Annotated in this window: 16 protein-coding genes; 5 read left to right on the top strand and 11 right to left on the bottom strand. The window is 32.3% G+C overall.

The annotated features are described in order from the left end of the window. Positions 1-14 precede the first annotated feature (14 nt). From BUB83_RS05160 to BUB83_RS05120, 9 genes are all read right to left on the bottom strand, one after another. Positions 15-1040, bottom strand: coding sequence for a Gfo/Idh/MocA family protein (locus BUB83_RS05160; RefSeq protein WP_073337386.1), 1026 nt, complete (start codon positions 1038-1040; stop codon positions 15-17). Positions 1041-1051: 11 nt separating this feature from the next. After that, positions 1052-2209, bottom strand: coding sequence for a Gfo/Idh/MocA family protein (locus tag BUB83_RS05155; RefSeq protein ID WP_073337385.1), 1158 nt, complete (start codon positions 2207-2209; stop codon positions 1052-1054). Further along, positions 2202-3065 (bottom strand): sugar phosphate isomerase/epimerase family protein, encoded by an 864-nt coding sequence (locus tag BUB83_RS05150; RefSeq protein WP_073337384.1) that lies wholly within the window; start codon positions 3063-3065, stop codon positions 2202-2204. Before BUB83_RS05150 ends, BUB83_RS05155 begins: the two co-directional genes overlap by 8 nt. Before the next feature lie 76 nt (positions 3066-3141). Continuing rightward, a complete protein-coding gene (locus BUB83_RS05145) occupies positions 3142-3915 on the bottom strand; it encodes a sugar phosphate isomerase/epimerase family protein (protein ID WP_073337383.1) in 774 nt (257 codons plus the stop codon). A 609-nt stretch (positions 3916-4524) separates the two neighbouring features. Then, on the bottom strand, positions 4525-7179 hold the full coding sequence (locus BUB83_RS05135; protein WP_073337382.1) for a hypothetical protein: 2655 nt from the start codon (positions 7177-7179) through the stop codon (positions 4525-4527). Positions 7180-7514: 335 nt separating this feature from the next. Further along, positions 7515-8780 carry a TolB-like translocation protein gene (locus tag BUB83_RS05130; protein ID WP_073337381.1) on the bottom strand — a complete coding sequence of 422 codons (1266 nt, stop codon included), beginning with the start codon at positions 8778-8780 and terminating at the stop codon, positions 7515-7517. Between the two features lie 12 nt (positions 8781-8792). Beyond that, complete coding sequence (locus tag BUB83_RS22195) at positions 8793-9224, bottom strand: sulfatase/phosphatase domain-containing protein (protein ID WP_200801437.1); 432 nt, start codon at positions 9222-9224, stop codon at positions 8793-8795. Next, positions 9179-10156 carry a sulfatase-like hydrolase/transferase gene (locus BUB83_RS05125; RefSeq protein WP_200801436.1) on the bottom strand — a complete coding sequence of 326 codons (978 nt, stop codon included), beginning with the start codon at positions 10154-10156 and terminating at the stop codon, positions 9179-9181. Before BUB83_RS05125 ends, BUB83_RS22195 begins: the two co-directional genes overlap by 46 nt. A gap of 409 nt (positions 10157-10565) precedes the next feature. Then, positions 10566-10751, bottom strand: coding sequence for an oligopeptide/dipeptide ABC transporter ATP-binding protein (locus BUB83_RS05120; protein WP_242950632.1), 186 nt, complete (start codon positions 10749-10751; stop codon positions 10566-10568). 95 nt (positions 10752-10846) lie between these two features. On the opposite strand from BUB83_RS05120, the gene BUB83_RS21850 reads away from it, so the two are divergent. The 5 genes from BUB83_RS21850 to BUB83_RS22675 all read left to right on the top strand — a co-directional run bounded on the left by BUB83_RS21850 (position 10847) and on the right by BUB83_RS22675 (position 12980). Next, positions 10847-10987, top strand: coding sequence for a hypothetical protein (locus tag BUB83_RS21850; RefSeq protein ID WP_159434048.1), 141 nt, complete (start codon positions 10847-10849; stop codon positions 10985-10987). A gap of 187 nt (positions 10988-11174) precedes the next feature. Continuing rightward, positions 11175-11525, top strand: coding sequence for an IS66 family insertion sequence element accessory protein TnpB (gene tnpB, locus BUB83_RS05115; RefSeq protein WP_073337379.1), 351 nt, complete (start codon positions 11175-11177; stop codon positions 11523-11525). A gap of 90 nt (positions 11526-11615) precedes the next feature. Then, positions 11616-12413 (top strand): IS66 family transposase, encoded by a 798-nt coding sequence (gene tnpC, locus BUB83_RS05110; RefSeq protein WP_073337378.1) that lies wholly within the window; start codon positions 11616-11618, stop codon positions 12411-12413. Continuing rightward, positions 12400-12705 carry an IS66 family transposase gene (locus BUB83_RS22905; protein WP_084133427.1) on the top strand — a complete coding sequence of 102 codons (306 nt, stop codon included), beginning with the start codon at positions 12400-12402 and terminating at the stop codon, positions 12703-12705. The genes tnpC and BUB83_RS22905 overlap by 14 nt, the downstream gene beginning before the upstream one ends. Before the next feature lie 26 nt (positions 12706-12731). Continuing rightward, positions 12732-12980: a transposase domain-containing protein gene (locus BUB83_RS22675; RefSeq protein WP_084133426.1), complete on the top strand. Its 249-nt coding sequence runs from the start codon at positions 12732-12734 to the stop codon at positions 12978-12980. A 143-nt stretch (positions 12981-13123) separates the two neighbouring features. On the opposite strand, the gene BUB83_RS05090 is transcribed toward BUB83_RS22675, so the two are convergent. Both BUB83_RS05090 and BUB83_RS05085 read right to left on the bottom strand, forming a co-directional pair. Beyond that, entirely contained in the window at positions 13124-14683 is a 1560-nt protein-coding gene (locus tag BUB83_RS05090) for a sulfatase family protein (protein WP_143160475.1), read from the bottom strand. A gap of 165 nt (positions 14684-14848) precedes the next feature. Continuing rightward, the coding region (locus BUB83_RS05085; protein ID WP_200801435.1) for a fibronectin type III-like domain-contianing protein at positions 14849-15238 on the bottom strand (390 nt) is incomplete at its 5' end.

Raw genomic sequence — 15238 nt, 5'->3', positions numbered from 1 at the left:
ATCATTTTCAGTTTTTATTCTACATAATTTAGTGAATATTTCTCATTTGTTTTACTTGATTCATATATGCCAAGAACTATTTCATTAGCTACCAAAGCTTCCTTTATTGTGATAAAAGGTTTTTCCTTATTAAGAATATGATTATAAGCATCCTCAATATATATTCTATGTCCTTGTCCCCAGTAACCTTTTTCACCTTTGTTTGCGCAATTACTTTCTACCACTTCTGATTTATCACCTGAAGTTATTTTAATAAGTTCTTCATTTTTTTGAACAAAGGTTGCTTTTTCAAATACAAATTCCAATTCAACACTAGAATTAATTCCATTATTATTAGTTGCATAAAAATTACCTACAGTATTATTATCATAATAAAGTGTAGCAAGGGCTGTATCTTCTACTTCAATATATGGATGATAATGATTGTCTATATGTCCTTTTACAGCTGTAACTTTACCACCAATCCATTGCATCAAATCAATGGTGTGAATAGCTTGATTTATAAGTACACCTCCACCTTCTGATGCCCATTCACCACGCCAATTAGAATTTTCATAATACTCTTTGGAACGATACCAGGCAACAATACCCTTTGTTCCAATTAACTTCCCATATTCACCTGATTCCACAACTTTCTTCAAATACAAAGAAATAGGATTGTATCTATTTTGTAATACAACAGCAATATATGGTTCACTTTTGTCAGATATTTTATTTAGTTCCTTCAAATCTTTCATAGAAATGCCAATTGGTTTTTCCAAAACAACATTTTTTCCGGCATTAAATGCTTCAATAGCCATTTCAGAATGTAAATAGTGTGGGGTAAGTATATGAATAATATCTATATTTGGATTACATATTAAATTTTTATAGTCATCTGTATATTTGCAATCATATTCAAAAGCTGTTTTTCTAGCTTTATCCACATCTATATCGCAAACAAATAATAATTTTGCTACCTTCATTTGCTTAATAGCATTTAAATGCATATTAGAAATAGTACCACAGCCAACAACAGCCACACCCAATGTTTTATCCATGATAAATCCTCCTAATGTGAGCCTTGCAAATTCAATACAATATCAATATCTTCTTTGTTTATAGTAGAAGTTTCAATTTTTTCTTGTAACTTTTCATAAAATAAATCCTCGTTTAAAGGCAGTGTTACCCAATTATCTGTCCAAGAAGATAAATGAATAGCATTAGAAATTGTTAATCCATTAATTCCCTCTACTCCTGGAGCTAGTTGTTCTTTATTATCCATTATTGCATCAACAAAATTTTGCATAATTCCTACATGGTTAGTTAGTATTCCTTCAACGGGTATCTTACATTCCCAATTTTCAGGTTTATCAAAGCCTTCTTGAGAGGTAGCATTATGTTCTCTTTCACTAATACGATTTCTATAGAAAGTTAACTCATTTTTTTCTACTACTAGTTTTCCTTTATCACCAACAATTTCTAATCTATTGGTTCCAGGTGCTTCTCCTGTAGATGTTATAAATACACCTGTTGCTCCATTAGGATATTCTAAGTAAGCAGTCACTTCATCTTCAACTTCAATATTGTGTAATTTACCATAATTACAAAATCCTCTTACCTTACTAGGCATACCAAGAATCCACTGAATTAAATCAAGTTGATGAGGACATTGATTAATTAAAACTCCTCCACCTTCACCTTCCCAAGTAGCACGCCATCCACCAGAATTATAGTAAAATTGTGTTCTATACCAATCTGTTATTGTCCAATTAACTCTTCTAAATTCTCCAATCTCTCCACTTTTCACTAAATCTCTAACTTTTTTGTATATAGGATTAGTTCTTTGATTATACATAATTGTGAAAACCTTATCTGATTCACTTGCTATTTTATTAAGCTCTGCAACAGCTTTTGTATAAACTCCTATAGGTTTCTCAACTAAGATATGCAAATTATTTTTCAAACCTTGAATACCCATGATTGGATGTTGATAATGAGGGGTTGCTATGATAAGTGCATCAGCACAATTAGCATCAATTAATTCATCTATAGATAAGAAGGTTGATACTTCATTATTAAATTCTTTCTTTGCCCAATCTAAACGACTTTGTTTTATATCACAAATAGCTACTAATTCCGCATTTTTAACTTTACCATTATATAAATTAACCACATGCTGTGTTCCCATATTTCCAATTCCTATTACACCAATCTTTACTTTATCCATTTTCAACCTCCAATAATATTTTTTTAAGACTTTGTGCAGCCTGCTTAAATTTACTTGCATCGCTTTTTTCTTTAAATTCTGGAATATGATTTTCCCCTTCTAAATCATTAAAACCTTCAAAATATCCTAAGTGTGGCTCTAATGATAAGAAACCTTCATATTGTCTTTCTTTAAGTCTTGTTAGGATTGATTTTATTTCAGCATTTCCATTCCCTGGTACTACTACTTGTCCCGAATCTGAAAGTGCATCTTTTATATGATAATATATAACTTCATCTTTCAACAACTCAAAAGCATAAGGATAACTTTCAACTTTGCATTGAACAAAATTTGCTGGATCAAAAATTAGTTTAAAATTAGGTGATCCAATAGTATTAACAATATCTAAGCATCTTTCAGGTGACTCTCCGTATATTTCTTTCTCATTCTCATGAAGTAGAATTATATCAGTTCCTTCTACATAATCTTTAAATATTTTTAGTCTTCTCATGACTTCATCACGATGCATTTCCGCCTCTGTACTTTCCATAAAAAAACTAAATAATCTTATATACTTGGTATTAAGTATCTTACAAATTTCAATTGTATGTTTGAATAATTCATAATGTGGTTCAAAATCATCCTCAATATTTATTTTGCCAATAGGTGATGCTATGGCGGATACTTTAATACAAGCTTTATCAAGAGCTTTTTTTATATCCTTTACTTCTTCAATTGTATGCTCTACAATGCTTTTCCCATTAACCCCTCTTATTTCAATATATTCAATCTCTAAAGCTTTAATTTCACTAAGTTGAACTTGAAAATCCGAATCAATTTCATCTGAAAAACCTGATATTTTAAAGTTACTTTTCATGTATTTTTTCACCTTTCCTTTAGATTAAAGTAGAATTTAGAAGTCAATAATATTCTATATAAATTCTATATAAAGTCTATAAACCTTTTGATTTTAAGAATTTAATACTTTCTTCTAAACTTTCAAAGGGATCTTTTTCTCCACGATCTCTTTCAATTGCTGCCCACTTTACTTGTGTTTCATCACAAGCTGCTATGATTTTATCCCAATCTAAGTTTCCTGAACCTATTTCTGCAAAATAATGTTCTCTGTTAGATAATATTCCCATATCTTTAAAATGAACAACACCCATACGTCCATCAACTTTTCTAATCCAATCTTGTGGACTGCATCCACCTTGTTGAACCCAATATGTATCTAATTCAAATTCTACATATCTAGGGTCAAAACTTTCAAAAAGAATATCCATACCTGTTTTTCCATCATATTTTATGAATTCAAAATCATGATTATGATAAACTAATTTAAGACCTGCTTCACTCAATTTTTTACCAATATCATTCATCATTGTAGCAAATTCTATATATGTTTCTTTGGATCTTCTACATTCTTCTGGAAGAGCACCAAGACCCACATATTCACAATTCCACATTTTATGGAATTCAATAGCCCAATCAAGATTTTCTTTTAATAAATTTAATCCTACATGAGTTACACATATTGTTAATTCAAATTCTTCTGCAAGTTCTTTTATATATTTTGCTTTTACTTCATCTACATCTCCCATTCCAGACATTTGAATAGCCGTATATCCCATATTCCTAACTCTTTTGAAGGTTTCTCTCATATTCTCTGGTGTTGTCATATAATCCCTGAGTGTAAACATTTGTGCTGCTATTGTAAAATTCATTTTTATTCCTCCCTATGCTTTTAAATTATTAATAGTTGAACTGGGCTCACTTTATAATTTCTTTAATTGATTTTTTTCTTATATGTTTATTATAATTACTATTGCTTAAAATAAATTTGTCATTATTGCTTTTTATATTGCAAATATTGCGATATAAAAATAATATTAGCTGCTCCATAAATATTTCTCAAGTCAAGAATTGCATCTGTTCCTATATCAATTTTTATCAATTTGCAGCCTCTCTAAAAGCCATTCCATTTGACGTTTTGTTATATCTCTTATTTCCCCTTGATTCTTTAGCCACTGAAATTTCATATCATCAGAAAGAACTTTTGTAATTAAAATAAAACCTCCCATCGATTACTTTATTAAAATATATCAAAAGGGAGGTTAAATTACATGACGGGTTTTGTTCCATCGCTTACTCAAATTAGAACATCTTATATTTAAAATAATATGTTCTAATTTAATTTTTGTTTAGTTAAATTATTTTATTTTTATATTGGTTTAGTAAATTTAAAGGTGGACATTGCTTTATTTGAGGTAATATTTAAATATATTATATGAATAATGTTCTAATTTGACATTATTTTTGCTGATTATGACCTCCTATTGTCCTGTTTGGTCTTTTTCAACTGATGCTCCGTCTGAAAGTAGAACTACTGGACCAAGTAAACCTGAAGGCTCGATTGTCATTGACATGGAAAAATGGTCCCTAATCTGATGTACCACTGTATTGGTTACTTCTAGCTCCATTGTATTTTTTCCTTCCTTTAACAATCCTCTTAGATCAAACTGATAAGGTGGTGAAATCCGTACTCCTGCCATTTTCCCATTGATTCGAAGCTGTGCGGTTTCATATACCTGTCCAAAATCAATTGCAGTCAGGTTCTTTCCTAAGTCACACGTAAGCTCAGTAACGTATTTCATGGTTCCGCAAAAATGTGGATCTACATCATATCGTGTAATGTTCGTAAGCTTAGTAAGCTGTCTGTCAAAATGAAATTCTGTTTCCTTGGTCTTCTTTAAATAAAGACTCCATTCTGGATTAATCTCAATTTTTTCATCATTAAAAGCAACCTTTGTATGAATAAGTTCTTTATTAATTTTCGCGATTGTGATAATCTTCATCTCATATGGTAAAAGCTTTAAAGACAGTATTCCTTTCTCCTGATTCCATGCTGCATTCTCTAATCGATTCTCCCAGGCATTGTATTCTGCTACATTCTCTCCCTTTCCTACCTCAAGTCCTATTTCAGTTCTGATTTCACTGTTAACTGACTCATTAAAAAACAGGTAATATGCTCCATCTGTATGTGCATAATGATAATATCTTAGATAAGGATCAGTCACAGAAAGTTCCAGCCCAACCTTACTCTGTCGTAACTTATCCCCTAATTCATCTAGTGACATAACTTCTGGACAATGCGCACCCCATCCATTAAGTTTCCCATCCTCATCAAGGATACGAGGTAAAGAATTTAAACAAATAATTCGTACTTTCTCTTTCATTGTTTTTTTACACCAGTCAGCAAATTTTCTAGTCAAACAACGGCACTCTGGAATTACAAGAGTTGTAATATTCTCCTGTCCTACGAAATTCCCATCTTCATAAACTGGTGCTCCGCTGTAAAGAAATCCGTTTTCTATTTTACTTTCTGTCACCACATCGATTGGCAGAATATCAAAATCAATCTGATTCTGTGTCAGCACCCTAGCTGGCTCATAAAACTGCATGGTCTTACGGTCCATCCACTCTAGATCATCAGAATATAAAATTCCTACCTTGGTACAATGAACCCCACCATTAATCAAATGACTGACACGGTTTAAATATTTCATCAGTAATCCAAAGTATGGAAACTGTGGATTATTTCCTCTTGCATAAAAATGTGGTGGACAATCTGGGTCTGGAAAATCTCTCATGGTAAAACCGTGTGGAACATAATAATTAATTCCTCTGACTAACATATGATCTGTAAGCCACTTCATAAGCTTAACTCCCTCTGTCCATCCATAAGCCCCAAAATTTTCACAAAGGGCACGTCCCTTTTTCTTAGGATCAATATGGGAAAGAGAAGCTCCAAGCTTTGCAAGTCCGTAATGAGGGAATTCCCCATCTCTTATATCAAGGCCACCGATACTATGGAAACAAAGTTTATCTAACTCTGGTCTAATGCTTTGCAATACCACATCAATACCAGACATATCCTGTCCCCATAAACCCCTAAAGTAGTGTCCTACACCGACACCTAAACGACATTCTTCTATAATGTGACCGATATATTCTACCCCATGCGCTCTACACCAGTCGCCTATCTGTTCACCAAAATTTTTCTGGTATAGACGGGTAACAAGGTCTGTATACTCTCTCCTGATTTTTCCCGTTTCATTCGTAGTTTCTGGATTATTATCCATGTGATACCAAAGTGCACAAAGCTTTCTGCAATACTCTTCGCCCCATAGCTGATGCAGCTTTTCTTCCAGTTCCTTACACCAAGGTAGCGGAATGTTTGGCACCCCTGCATAAGAGTTTCCTGGTTCTGGAATATCCTTAAATGTGTTTCCAAGCTGCGGCTCATCTGAGAAAAATCCTGCAAAAACTGTTCCAAATTCTTTGCCGTAATATTTATAATGTGGTTCATATACAGTATCCAAAAAGAAACGGACGGCATCCCTATCAATTAGGTTGGCATATCCCTGTCTTGCTGTATGTTTATCCGTAGTTTTAATTATAGTAATACTATAAAATCCCTCCGGAACATCCCATTCAATAACATCCCCATAATAGCAATGCGAAATATCCTGTACCTCAGTCAAAATATATTCTCCGCCCTCTTGCATTTTTGCAGCAACTGCTCCAATAAATGTTTCATTCTTCTCCAAATTTACCATAAAAGAAGCTTCCTTCATCGGTCCAACAGCTTCAATACTATAATGTGTCAGCAATATTTTACGATAAGGAGAGTCTGCTGTGATCTTATCATTACACCTACCGGTTGGAAAGTGGGAATCATCCAGTACCCATACCTTCATTCCCAATTCTCTTGCTTTTTGCATAATGATATCCATATCTCTCCACCAAAGCTTACCGACAAAATCAGGATGTGGCCTTGCCTCGATACAAACTGCCTTAATCCCGCATTCCCTGATTCGTTCCATTCCCTCTGCAAGAAGTTCTGCATCCTCTCCATGCTGCCAATAAAATGGAAGAATATAATTGTCACCCTGATTGTTTAAAACATCGTTCAATCGTATTTGCATAAAACATCCTCCTCGTATAATTATATACTCTCAGAATTAACCGAGTGTTATGTTTTAAGGATTTCCTTAAAACAATATTTTACAATGTTAAATAATTATAAACCAAATATATGACTTCATTAATTATTGGGTTTATAAGTTAAATTTTAGTATAAATATACTCTTTATTAAATAAGTAAAATAAACATAAAAATGCACATAATAAACTTATATATAGCTTATTTGTGCATTTTACTATCATTGTAATAATACCAATTACATATAGATGTACATTATTCTTTAATTTGATATTTCTTGAATGGGTAGAGATAATTAATCCAAAATTTATTTCTTCTCTACAAATATTTTTCCATATCCATGACATAAACTCGTCTTGTACCGCCCTCATAAGCATTAAATGCCACATATCTGTTTGTTTTATCCCAAGCTGGATGTGGATCAACTCTTAAAGCAATGTTTGATTCCTGATAAGGTGTTAAAGTGCTAATACGAACCAAGGTTATTTCCTCCCCTGTTTCTAGATATATTAAACGTAGTGGTATTGTACCGTCACCGTAACTAAGTGATTCATGGGCATATGTATCTGTAATTAGGAACTTACCATTTGGATGGAAGGTAGGATGTCCAGAACCTATTATATTATCAAATACTGGTTTAACACAGTTCCCATCAAGTGTAGCAGTTGCAAATCGCATTTCACCCCAATCTTTCTTGATATTCATTGTTAATTGCTCTTCATTTGGATGCCATGTAGTATGATGTCCCCCATTGACCCAATGTTCTTGCCCTATAGATACTTGTAAATTACTACCATCTCTATTGCACGTAAAAATAATGAATCTGATTTTACGTGTACCGATATTTTCTTTACGATTATGAAGTTCTTTAGGTATCCATCTAGTAGAAAACATTATTTTATTTCCTGATGGACTGTATTTGGAATGAAATAGATAACATTCTCCATCTTTATGTTCATCTATATATTCTTTTGAAAAGCATGTTTCAAAAATTTCTTTCATTGAAAGAAGTAATCTTGCTTTTCCTGTTCTAGTATCTGTTACAAATAATCCTTCATCTTCAGATAATATTGATACAGTTTTAGTTAGTTCTTGCGGTATCATTAGACCATACCCTGATTGTGTACGCCATTTACAGGAAGGGTTACCTGTACAAGCTTCCAATCCATCTGGCGATACATGGTAAACTCCTATTTCTAATCTAGTTTTTTCTCCTGTTTTCCAGTTCAATTTAACACCAAAATATTCCCAAGTTTCTGGGTCAACATCATTATAAATAACCAGATTGTCATTTTCTCCCCAGTTAATATTGGCTCCTAGTTGATGTTCAAATCCATAAGACTCTGCTACAACTTTCTCAACACCCTCTTCTAAATCAACAATAACAATTTCACCTTTGTCACCTGGTTTTGGTAAATCTATTTCGTCTGGCATTCTAAATAGCGCCATATATCTTCCTGAAGGACTGAAGGGTGACGTATCAAAAAATCTATGGATGATTCTTCCTTCACCAGGTGTTACACAATATACCGGTACCTTTGGATTGAAATTCTTATATTCTGGAAATTTATTACTAATTATCATTACAATACCCCCCTATTCTTCTCTTCTATTTCTCAATTGACCATAACTATTCAGGAAGTCCTGATATACATTTGAACTTATTTCTAATAAATCTTTAGTTGATTTCATATGTTCTCTAATAAAATCAACCATCTTGATAACAATTGGCTCGTACTGCAATTCAAAAGCCAAATTATTCTGCTCCTGAACATCCTTTCCTATATCATATAGTTCAAGGAAAACCTCGTCTTTAAAAATATCTACAATCAATTTATAATCACCCATAATAGCGCATCTTTGGAAGTTACTCCTAGCACCATTACCATCAAACTGAATGTAAATCACTTCTCTGTCTATTTTCTTTCCTGCTATTGCATCCATCAATGATACCCCAGATAGAATCTTAGGACGTTTTATATCTAAATACTCACACAAGGTAGGAAATACATACACATTTTTTGCCATAAACCATGAGATCCTAGCATTTCACCATGATCTGTTGTAAAGATAATCATCGTTTCATCGTATATACCTTGAGCTTTAAGTTCATCAATAATCATTCCAACACAATCATCTATCAGTGATACAAGACCTTTATAAACTGGCCATATGCCTTTCCAGTCTTCTCTGCTATATCGGCTTCCCAATATACCTGTTAGATTATACATCTGTAGTGGTGACTGATCTTTATTCCATATGCCAACATTTTCTGGTAACTCTACATCTTTATACATAGAAAACCATGGTTCTGGTATATCTAATGGCGGATGTGGTGCTAAAAACATTGCATTAAGCAACAATGGTTTACTTTTATCTCTCTTTTGAATTGCTTCAACAGCTCTGTTGGCAAAATAACCATCAAAGAAAAAATCAAAACCTTCTTCGTAACATCCAGTTTTTGGTGTTGAGTATTCTCTCACTCTTGTATATTTTCCTAGAACCATTTCTGCTACTTTACCTCTATATTCATTACCCCCTGGTTTTCGTTTCCCATGTTCTTTTAAATATTGTACATAAGATCCATCCGTAGCTATCCAGTTAGTCTTTGAATCTGCATTATGCTCAATTTTACCGCCTTCTGTATAAAGATGTTGTTTGCCTGAATGCCAACTATCCCATGAATCTTCCATCATATGATATAAATTTGGTACTCCTTTACGTACATCTCCATGGGCCTCATCAAGTTCAAACCAAGGATTAATGATACTTCCATTAACATTTGGATAGGTTCCTGTAAAAAAGGCACCTCTAGCAGGCACACACAAAGGTGAATCACAATAGGCTCTATTGAACTTAACACCATCAGCAGCAATTTTATTTATATTTGGTGTGTCTTTTCCTAATATATCAGCCCTTAGCTGATCTGCCATAATTAGTACTACATTAGTTTTACTCAAATTTATTTTTCTCCTTTCATTAACAATTATTCATATATTTATACAACAAGGTTGAAAATACTTTTCTATTATAAACTTTTACACCTTTAATTTAGAAATTTTATAATCTTCCTATCTCTACAATATAAATTCTAATTAATGTTAAAAAATATAATTCCAGTAAAGATAAAATCATTACTGGAATTTTCATACTATGTGTCTATTAAAGTCAAAATAAAATTGAAAATTCCTTAATCATATAGCTACTTAAAACTTTATTCACTCATATTTTTTAATTTTCTTAAACACTCTATTACTTCAGTAAAATAGTAATCCCCATAAATCAAATATATATATACTGGAGTGCTAACAGATTCCTCATAAGCATGTCATCATAGATATTTTGATTTTATAGTTCATTTTAATTTGTCTACTTCATAAACTGTGCTGCTTTATGGCAAGCAACATTGTGTCCTGGTAAAATCTCTTGCATTATAGGTTCTTGTGTAAAACATTCCTCGCTTGCATATGGACAACGTGGTGCAAAACGGCAACATTTCTTAGGGTTTATTGGCGAAGTTAATTCACCCTGTAACAGAATACGCTTGCGTTCCACGTGAATGTTGGTAAGCGTCAAAAATTAAGTACCTAGATATACTATCCTCTCATTGATAAAATTATCTCATAAGATTATTAGTGGGAGGATAAACTATGTCTAGAAAATTAGATAATGCAGCATGGGAGGAATATATAAATAAATTTGATTCACTCCAAGGCTCAAAAACAGTAATAGATTTTTGTGTTGAAAATGAGCTTACAAAAGTAAGTTTTACTATCATAAAAAGAGATTAGAGAAATCAGCAGCAAAAAATACTCAACACATTTTTCACGCTATCTCATTAGATAATAAAGAAAATAGTATTCAACAAAATATATCTAATTCAAAAGAAGTTAAAATTAACATAGGCAATGCTAATATAACCATTCCTGTTAGTGAAACTAATTTAATTGCATCAATAATTAAGGAGCTGGTAGCCAAATGCTAAATATAGATAAGGTTGAAAAAGTTTATCTTGCCTGCGGCTATACAGATCTAAGAAAAAGTATTGATGGATTAGTTATGATAGTACAGAACCAATTTAAGCTAGATCCCTTTGAAAAAGCATTATTTGTTTTTTGCAACAAACAGATGGATAAGTTAAAAATTCTTCATTTTGATGAAGGATTTTGGTTATATTATCACCGATTAGAAGCTAATCGCTTTAAGTGGCCTACTACTACAGAAGAAGCATTAAACGTAAATATAGATGAATTACGTTGGCTTATAAAAGGTTATGAAGTAAGAATAAAATCTAAGTTTAAACCTATAAAACAAAGTAATTATTTTTAAACTTACACCATGACAAAACCCTTGGAAACCTTTATTTTTCAAGGGTTTTGTGGTATAATGAGAGTATCAAATTTAGCATAAGAGGTAGTTATGAATAAAGAAATTTTAACCAATGAACTTGATGAAAATACAAAACTATTAATTAGTAAAGTTGAATTAATGGAAGAAGCAATTGATAAAAAAAATAAACAATTAAGTTCAGTTGAAATTGGAGTTAAATCTACAAAAGAAATAATTAAATATATTCCTGCTAAACTAATAGTAGAAGAACATGTTATTTACAGCTATGCTTGCAAATCATGCGAAAAAGAAACTGGGGAAAGTAATATAGGTTCAACTCAAATGGCACAAACTATTTTTTACAATAGCATGGCTTCTAATGAATTAATTGCCCATACTCTTATCCTTAAGTACCAGCATGCAATGCCTTTATATAGACAAGAAAGCTACTTTAATATGATGGATGCTACGCTTTCAAGACAAACCCTTTGCAACTGGACCATGGCAGCAGCCACAGCCCTTGAACCTATATACAATCATATGAAAAAAGAGCTACTTAGACGCAACTATATTAATGCTGATGAGACAACCTTGAAAGTAATTAATGATAATGGTAAAGACTCCAAGAGCAAAAAATATATGTGGCTATATATGAGTAATACAAAGGCAAAGCCTGTAATCTTGTATGATTATCAGAGTACTAGATCCAGCTCTTGCCCTAAAAACTTCCTAGGAGATTTCAATGGATTTCTTCAAACAGACGGATACATTGGGTACAATTCTGTTAGCGAAGCTACAATGGTATATTGCTTAGCTCATATAAGAAGATACTTCCATAATATAATTGTAGATTTAGATGAAGAAGCCCTAAAAAATTCTAGATCCTAGATCAATAATAGGGTTTAATTATTGTGAGCAAATTTATAAACTTGAAAAAGAACTTCGTGAAACCTATTCAAGTAATGAAAATTATTATGATATTAGATTTAAAGTAAGAGCTGAAAAATTAGCTTTAATTTTATATGATTTTACTCATTATGCTGAAAGAGAAATAAAAGATGCTCTTCCAAGAAGTCCTTTAGGTAAGGCACTTGATTATGCTAAAAAACATTTACCAGGATTAAGAAATGTATTGTTAGATGGTTCATTAGAAGTTGACAATAATGCAGCATTATCCTAATATAAGAATAAGCAGCAGAAAGAGCTATCAAACCTTTTGTTATAGGTCGTAAGAACTTTCTTTTTGCGAATACTGCTAAAGGTGCAACCTCTAGTGCTAATATTTATAGTATAGTTGAAACTGCCAAAGCTAATAATCTAGTTGTAGAAAGATATTTAGTTTATTTATTTGATAATCTACTACAGATAGATATCTCTCATAGCGAAGCTCTTGATAATCTTATGCCTTGGTCAGGCAACATACCTGAAAATATTAAAATTAAAGATAAGAAATAATTTAAATCCTAGTAGAGCTTGTATTGCCTTACTAGGATATTTTAATACTATTTTTTAAGTTATAGAAGATGCTAAAACTTTGACGCTTACTGAAGAGTTATTAATTTATATATTTTTCTCAATATTATTAAATTTTTTAATTACTAAAGATCAGTATATCCTGGTATATAAGTATCTACCCAAGGAGTATATCCATCTTGTATTAGCAACCCTCTGTCAGGATCTTTTGTGAATGGTGGCAGTTTATGTGCCTTCCAGTCTGACCCTTCTATACCAAAAGTTTCACCACATTCTTTCAAGTGATTTATTAAAGAAGATTTTATATTCTTTAACTCTTCCTTATAGAAAGGATTGCTCACAACATTCCTAGTTTCTTTTGGATCATATTTTTTATTAAACAAGAACTCTCTATTATCTGGAGCACTGTAAAAATACTTCCAATCACTGTTTGCTGCCATATAAGTACTAAAAGCAGCTCTTTTACATTCTTTATTAGTTACATAATTTTCAAAATCAGCATCAGCATCAATAAAATCCATTCCATTATAATTTAATTGTCCAAAAACATATTTTCTGGTTATATCCCCTTTTATAAGAGAATATAAATCAACTCCATCCATATTATGAGTTTCCATTTTTAGCTCTGCAGCCCCAAGAATTGTAGGTGCAAGGTCAACAAGACTAGCAGCTTCTTCACAGATAACTCCTCCATCAAATTTTCCCGGTTGTTTAATAATAAGTGGAATTCTAGCGCAGGAATCATGCATGGAACGCTTTCCAACACATCTATAGTCACCAAGATGCTCTCCATGGTCAGCTGTGAAAATAATCATAGTGTTATTTTTGTTTCCCGTTTTCTCAAGCTCATCAAGTATTCTTCCAATCTGATAATCCACAAAAGAAATACATGCATAATAGTAAGCTTTCATAGTTCGTATCAAATTCTTATCAAAGCCATTGTCTCTATATTTATAACGATTTTGACACTTGTTAACAAATGTATGCAATGATTCAAATTCATCCGGAATATTCGGAAGTGGCATTTGAGATGGTCTATATAGCTTGTGCCAAGGATTTGGTGGTGCAAAAGGTGGATGAGGATGAATAAAACTGGAGAAAAGATACCACGGCTCATTGTTATCACCATTTTCCTTTATAAAATCTACTGTCCTGTCCCCTATCCATTGTGATGGATGATCTTCTGGTGGCAATTGTGAAGGTTGAGGAATATAGTACATTTCTCCTCTTACTCCATTAGGTTCGCATAAATGTTTATATCCTTTTTCCTGTAAATATTCCATATAAGGGTAGTTTTCAACTGACTCTACACCTAATTCTTCCTGTACTTCTCTTGTTTGGAATCCTTTTAATGCAAGAGCATCAGGTGTAAAATGGCACTTTCCTATACCATGAGTTCTGTAGCCTCCTTTTGTCAATACATCCATAAGGGTTTGTCTATTGTCTAAAGGCATCAAGTCATTCTCAAAGCATCCTGTATTTGCAGGGTATTGACCATGGATCATGGAACAACGTGCAGCAACACATACCGGCGAAGGAGCATAAGCATTTGTAAAAGCTACACCAGTTTTTACCAACCTATTTATATTTGGTGTTTTAATAATGGGGTTGTTTAATGCCCCAATAGTATCAAATCGTTGTTGATCCACAAAAATGTGTAGAATATTAGGTTTATTCATTTCCATATTCCCTTCTTTCTTATGAAATACATTAATTTCTTTATCTTCTAAGATATATTGTAGTATAAATATATTCTTTATTAAATAAATAAAATAAACATAAATATGCACATAATAAACTTATCCATATCTTGATTGCACTTAATCAATTTATTTTAACTTGCCTTAATATTAATTATTGACTGTTAATAAAACAGTTGAATACTTTTCACTACTAGTTCCAACCATAACCTCAAATTCCCCTGCTTCGATTATAGTTTTATAATCTAATCCAGTAAATGAAAGAGCTTCAGGTGTTATGTTGAACTTAACAGTTTCAGTTTGATTTGGACTAAGCACAATTCTTTTAAATCCTTTTAATTCTTTAGACGGTCTCGTGGTACTCCCTACCTTATCTTTTATATACATCTGTACAACTTCATCGCCTAAACGTGTACCTGTATTAGTTACATCAATACTAACTTCTACCGACTCACCAATTTTAATGTTCTCACTAGATAATTTAAGATTGCTATAGGAAAATGTGGTATAACTTAGACCATGACCAAAACAGAAATAAGG

This window comes from Clostridium grantii DSM 8605, assembly GCF_900129965.1.
GTDB classification, from domain to species: domain Bacteria; phylum Bacillota; class Clostridia; order Clostridiales; family Clostridiaceae; genus Clostridium_AF; species Clostridium_AF grantii.
The sequence above is the reverse complement of the archived record's forward strand: the minus strand, read 5'-3'. Positions and strand labels throughout refer to the sequence as shown.

Excerpts from the sequence above, each read along its gene's own strand:
- BUB83_RS05160 (WP_073337386.1), bottom strand. The coding sequence starts at position 1,040 with ATGGATAAAACATTGGGTGTGGCTGTTGTTGGCTGTGGTACTATTTCT.
- BUB83_RS05155 (WP_073337385.1), bottom strand. The coding sequence starts at position 2,209 with ATGGATAAAGTAAAGATTGGTGTAATAGGAATTGGAAATATGGGAACA.
- BUB83_RS05150 (WP_073337384.1), bottom strand. The coding sequence starts at position 3,065 with ATGAAAAGTAACTTTAAAATATCAGGTTTTTCAGATGAAATTGATTCG.
- BUB83_RS05145 (WP_073337383.1), bottom strand. The coding sequence starts at position 3,915 with ATGAATTTTACAATAGCAGCACAAATGTTTACACTCAGGGATTATATG.
- BUB83_RS05135 (WP_073337382.1), bottom strand. The coding sequence starts at position 7,179 with ATGCAAATACGATTGAACGATGTTTTAAACAATCAGGGTGACAATTAT.
- BUB83_RS05130 (WP_073337381.1), bottom strand. The coding sequence starts at position 8,780 with ATGATAATTAGTAATAAATTTCCAGAATATAAGAATTTCAATCCAAAG.
- BUB83_RS22195 (WP_200801437.1), bottom strand. The coding sequence starts at position 9,224 with ATGGCAAAAAATGTGTATGTATTTCCTACCTTGTGTGAGTATTTAGAT.
- BUB83_RS21850 (WP_159434048.1), top strand. The coding sequence starts at position 10,847 with ATGTCTAGAAAATTAGATAATGCAGCATGGGAGGAATATATAAATAAA.
- tnpB (WP_073337379.1), top strand. The coding sequence starts at position 11,175 with ATGCTAAATATAGATAAGGTTGAAAAAGTTTATCTTGCCTGCGGCTAT.
- tnpC (WP_073337378.1), top strand. The coding sequence starts at position 11,616 with ATGAATAAAGAAATTTTAACCAATGAACTTGATGAAAATACAAAACTA.
- BUB83_RS05090 (WP_143160475.1), bottom strand. The coding sequence starts at position 14,683 with ATGGAAATGAATAAACCTAATATTCTACACATTTTTGTGGATCAACAA.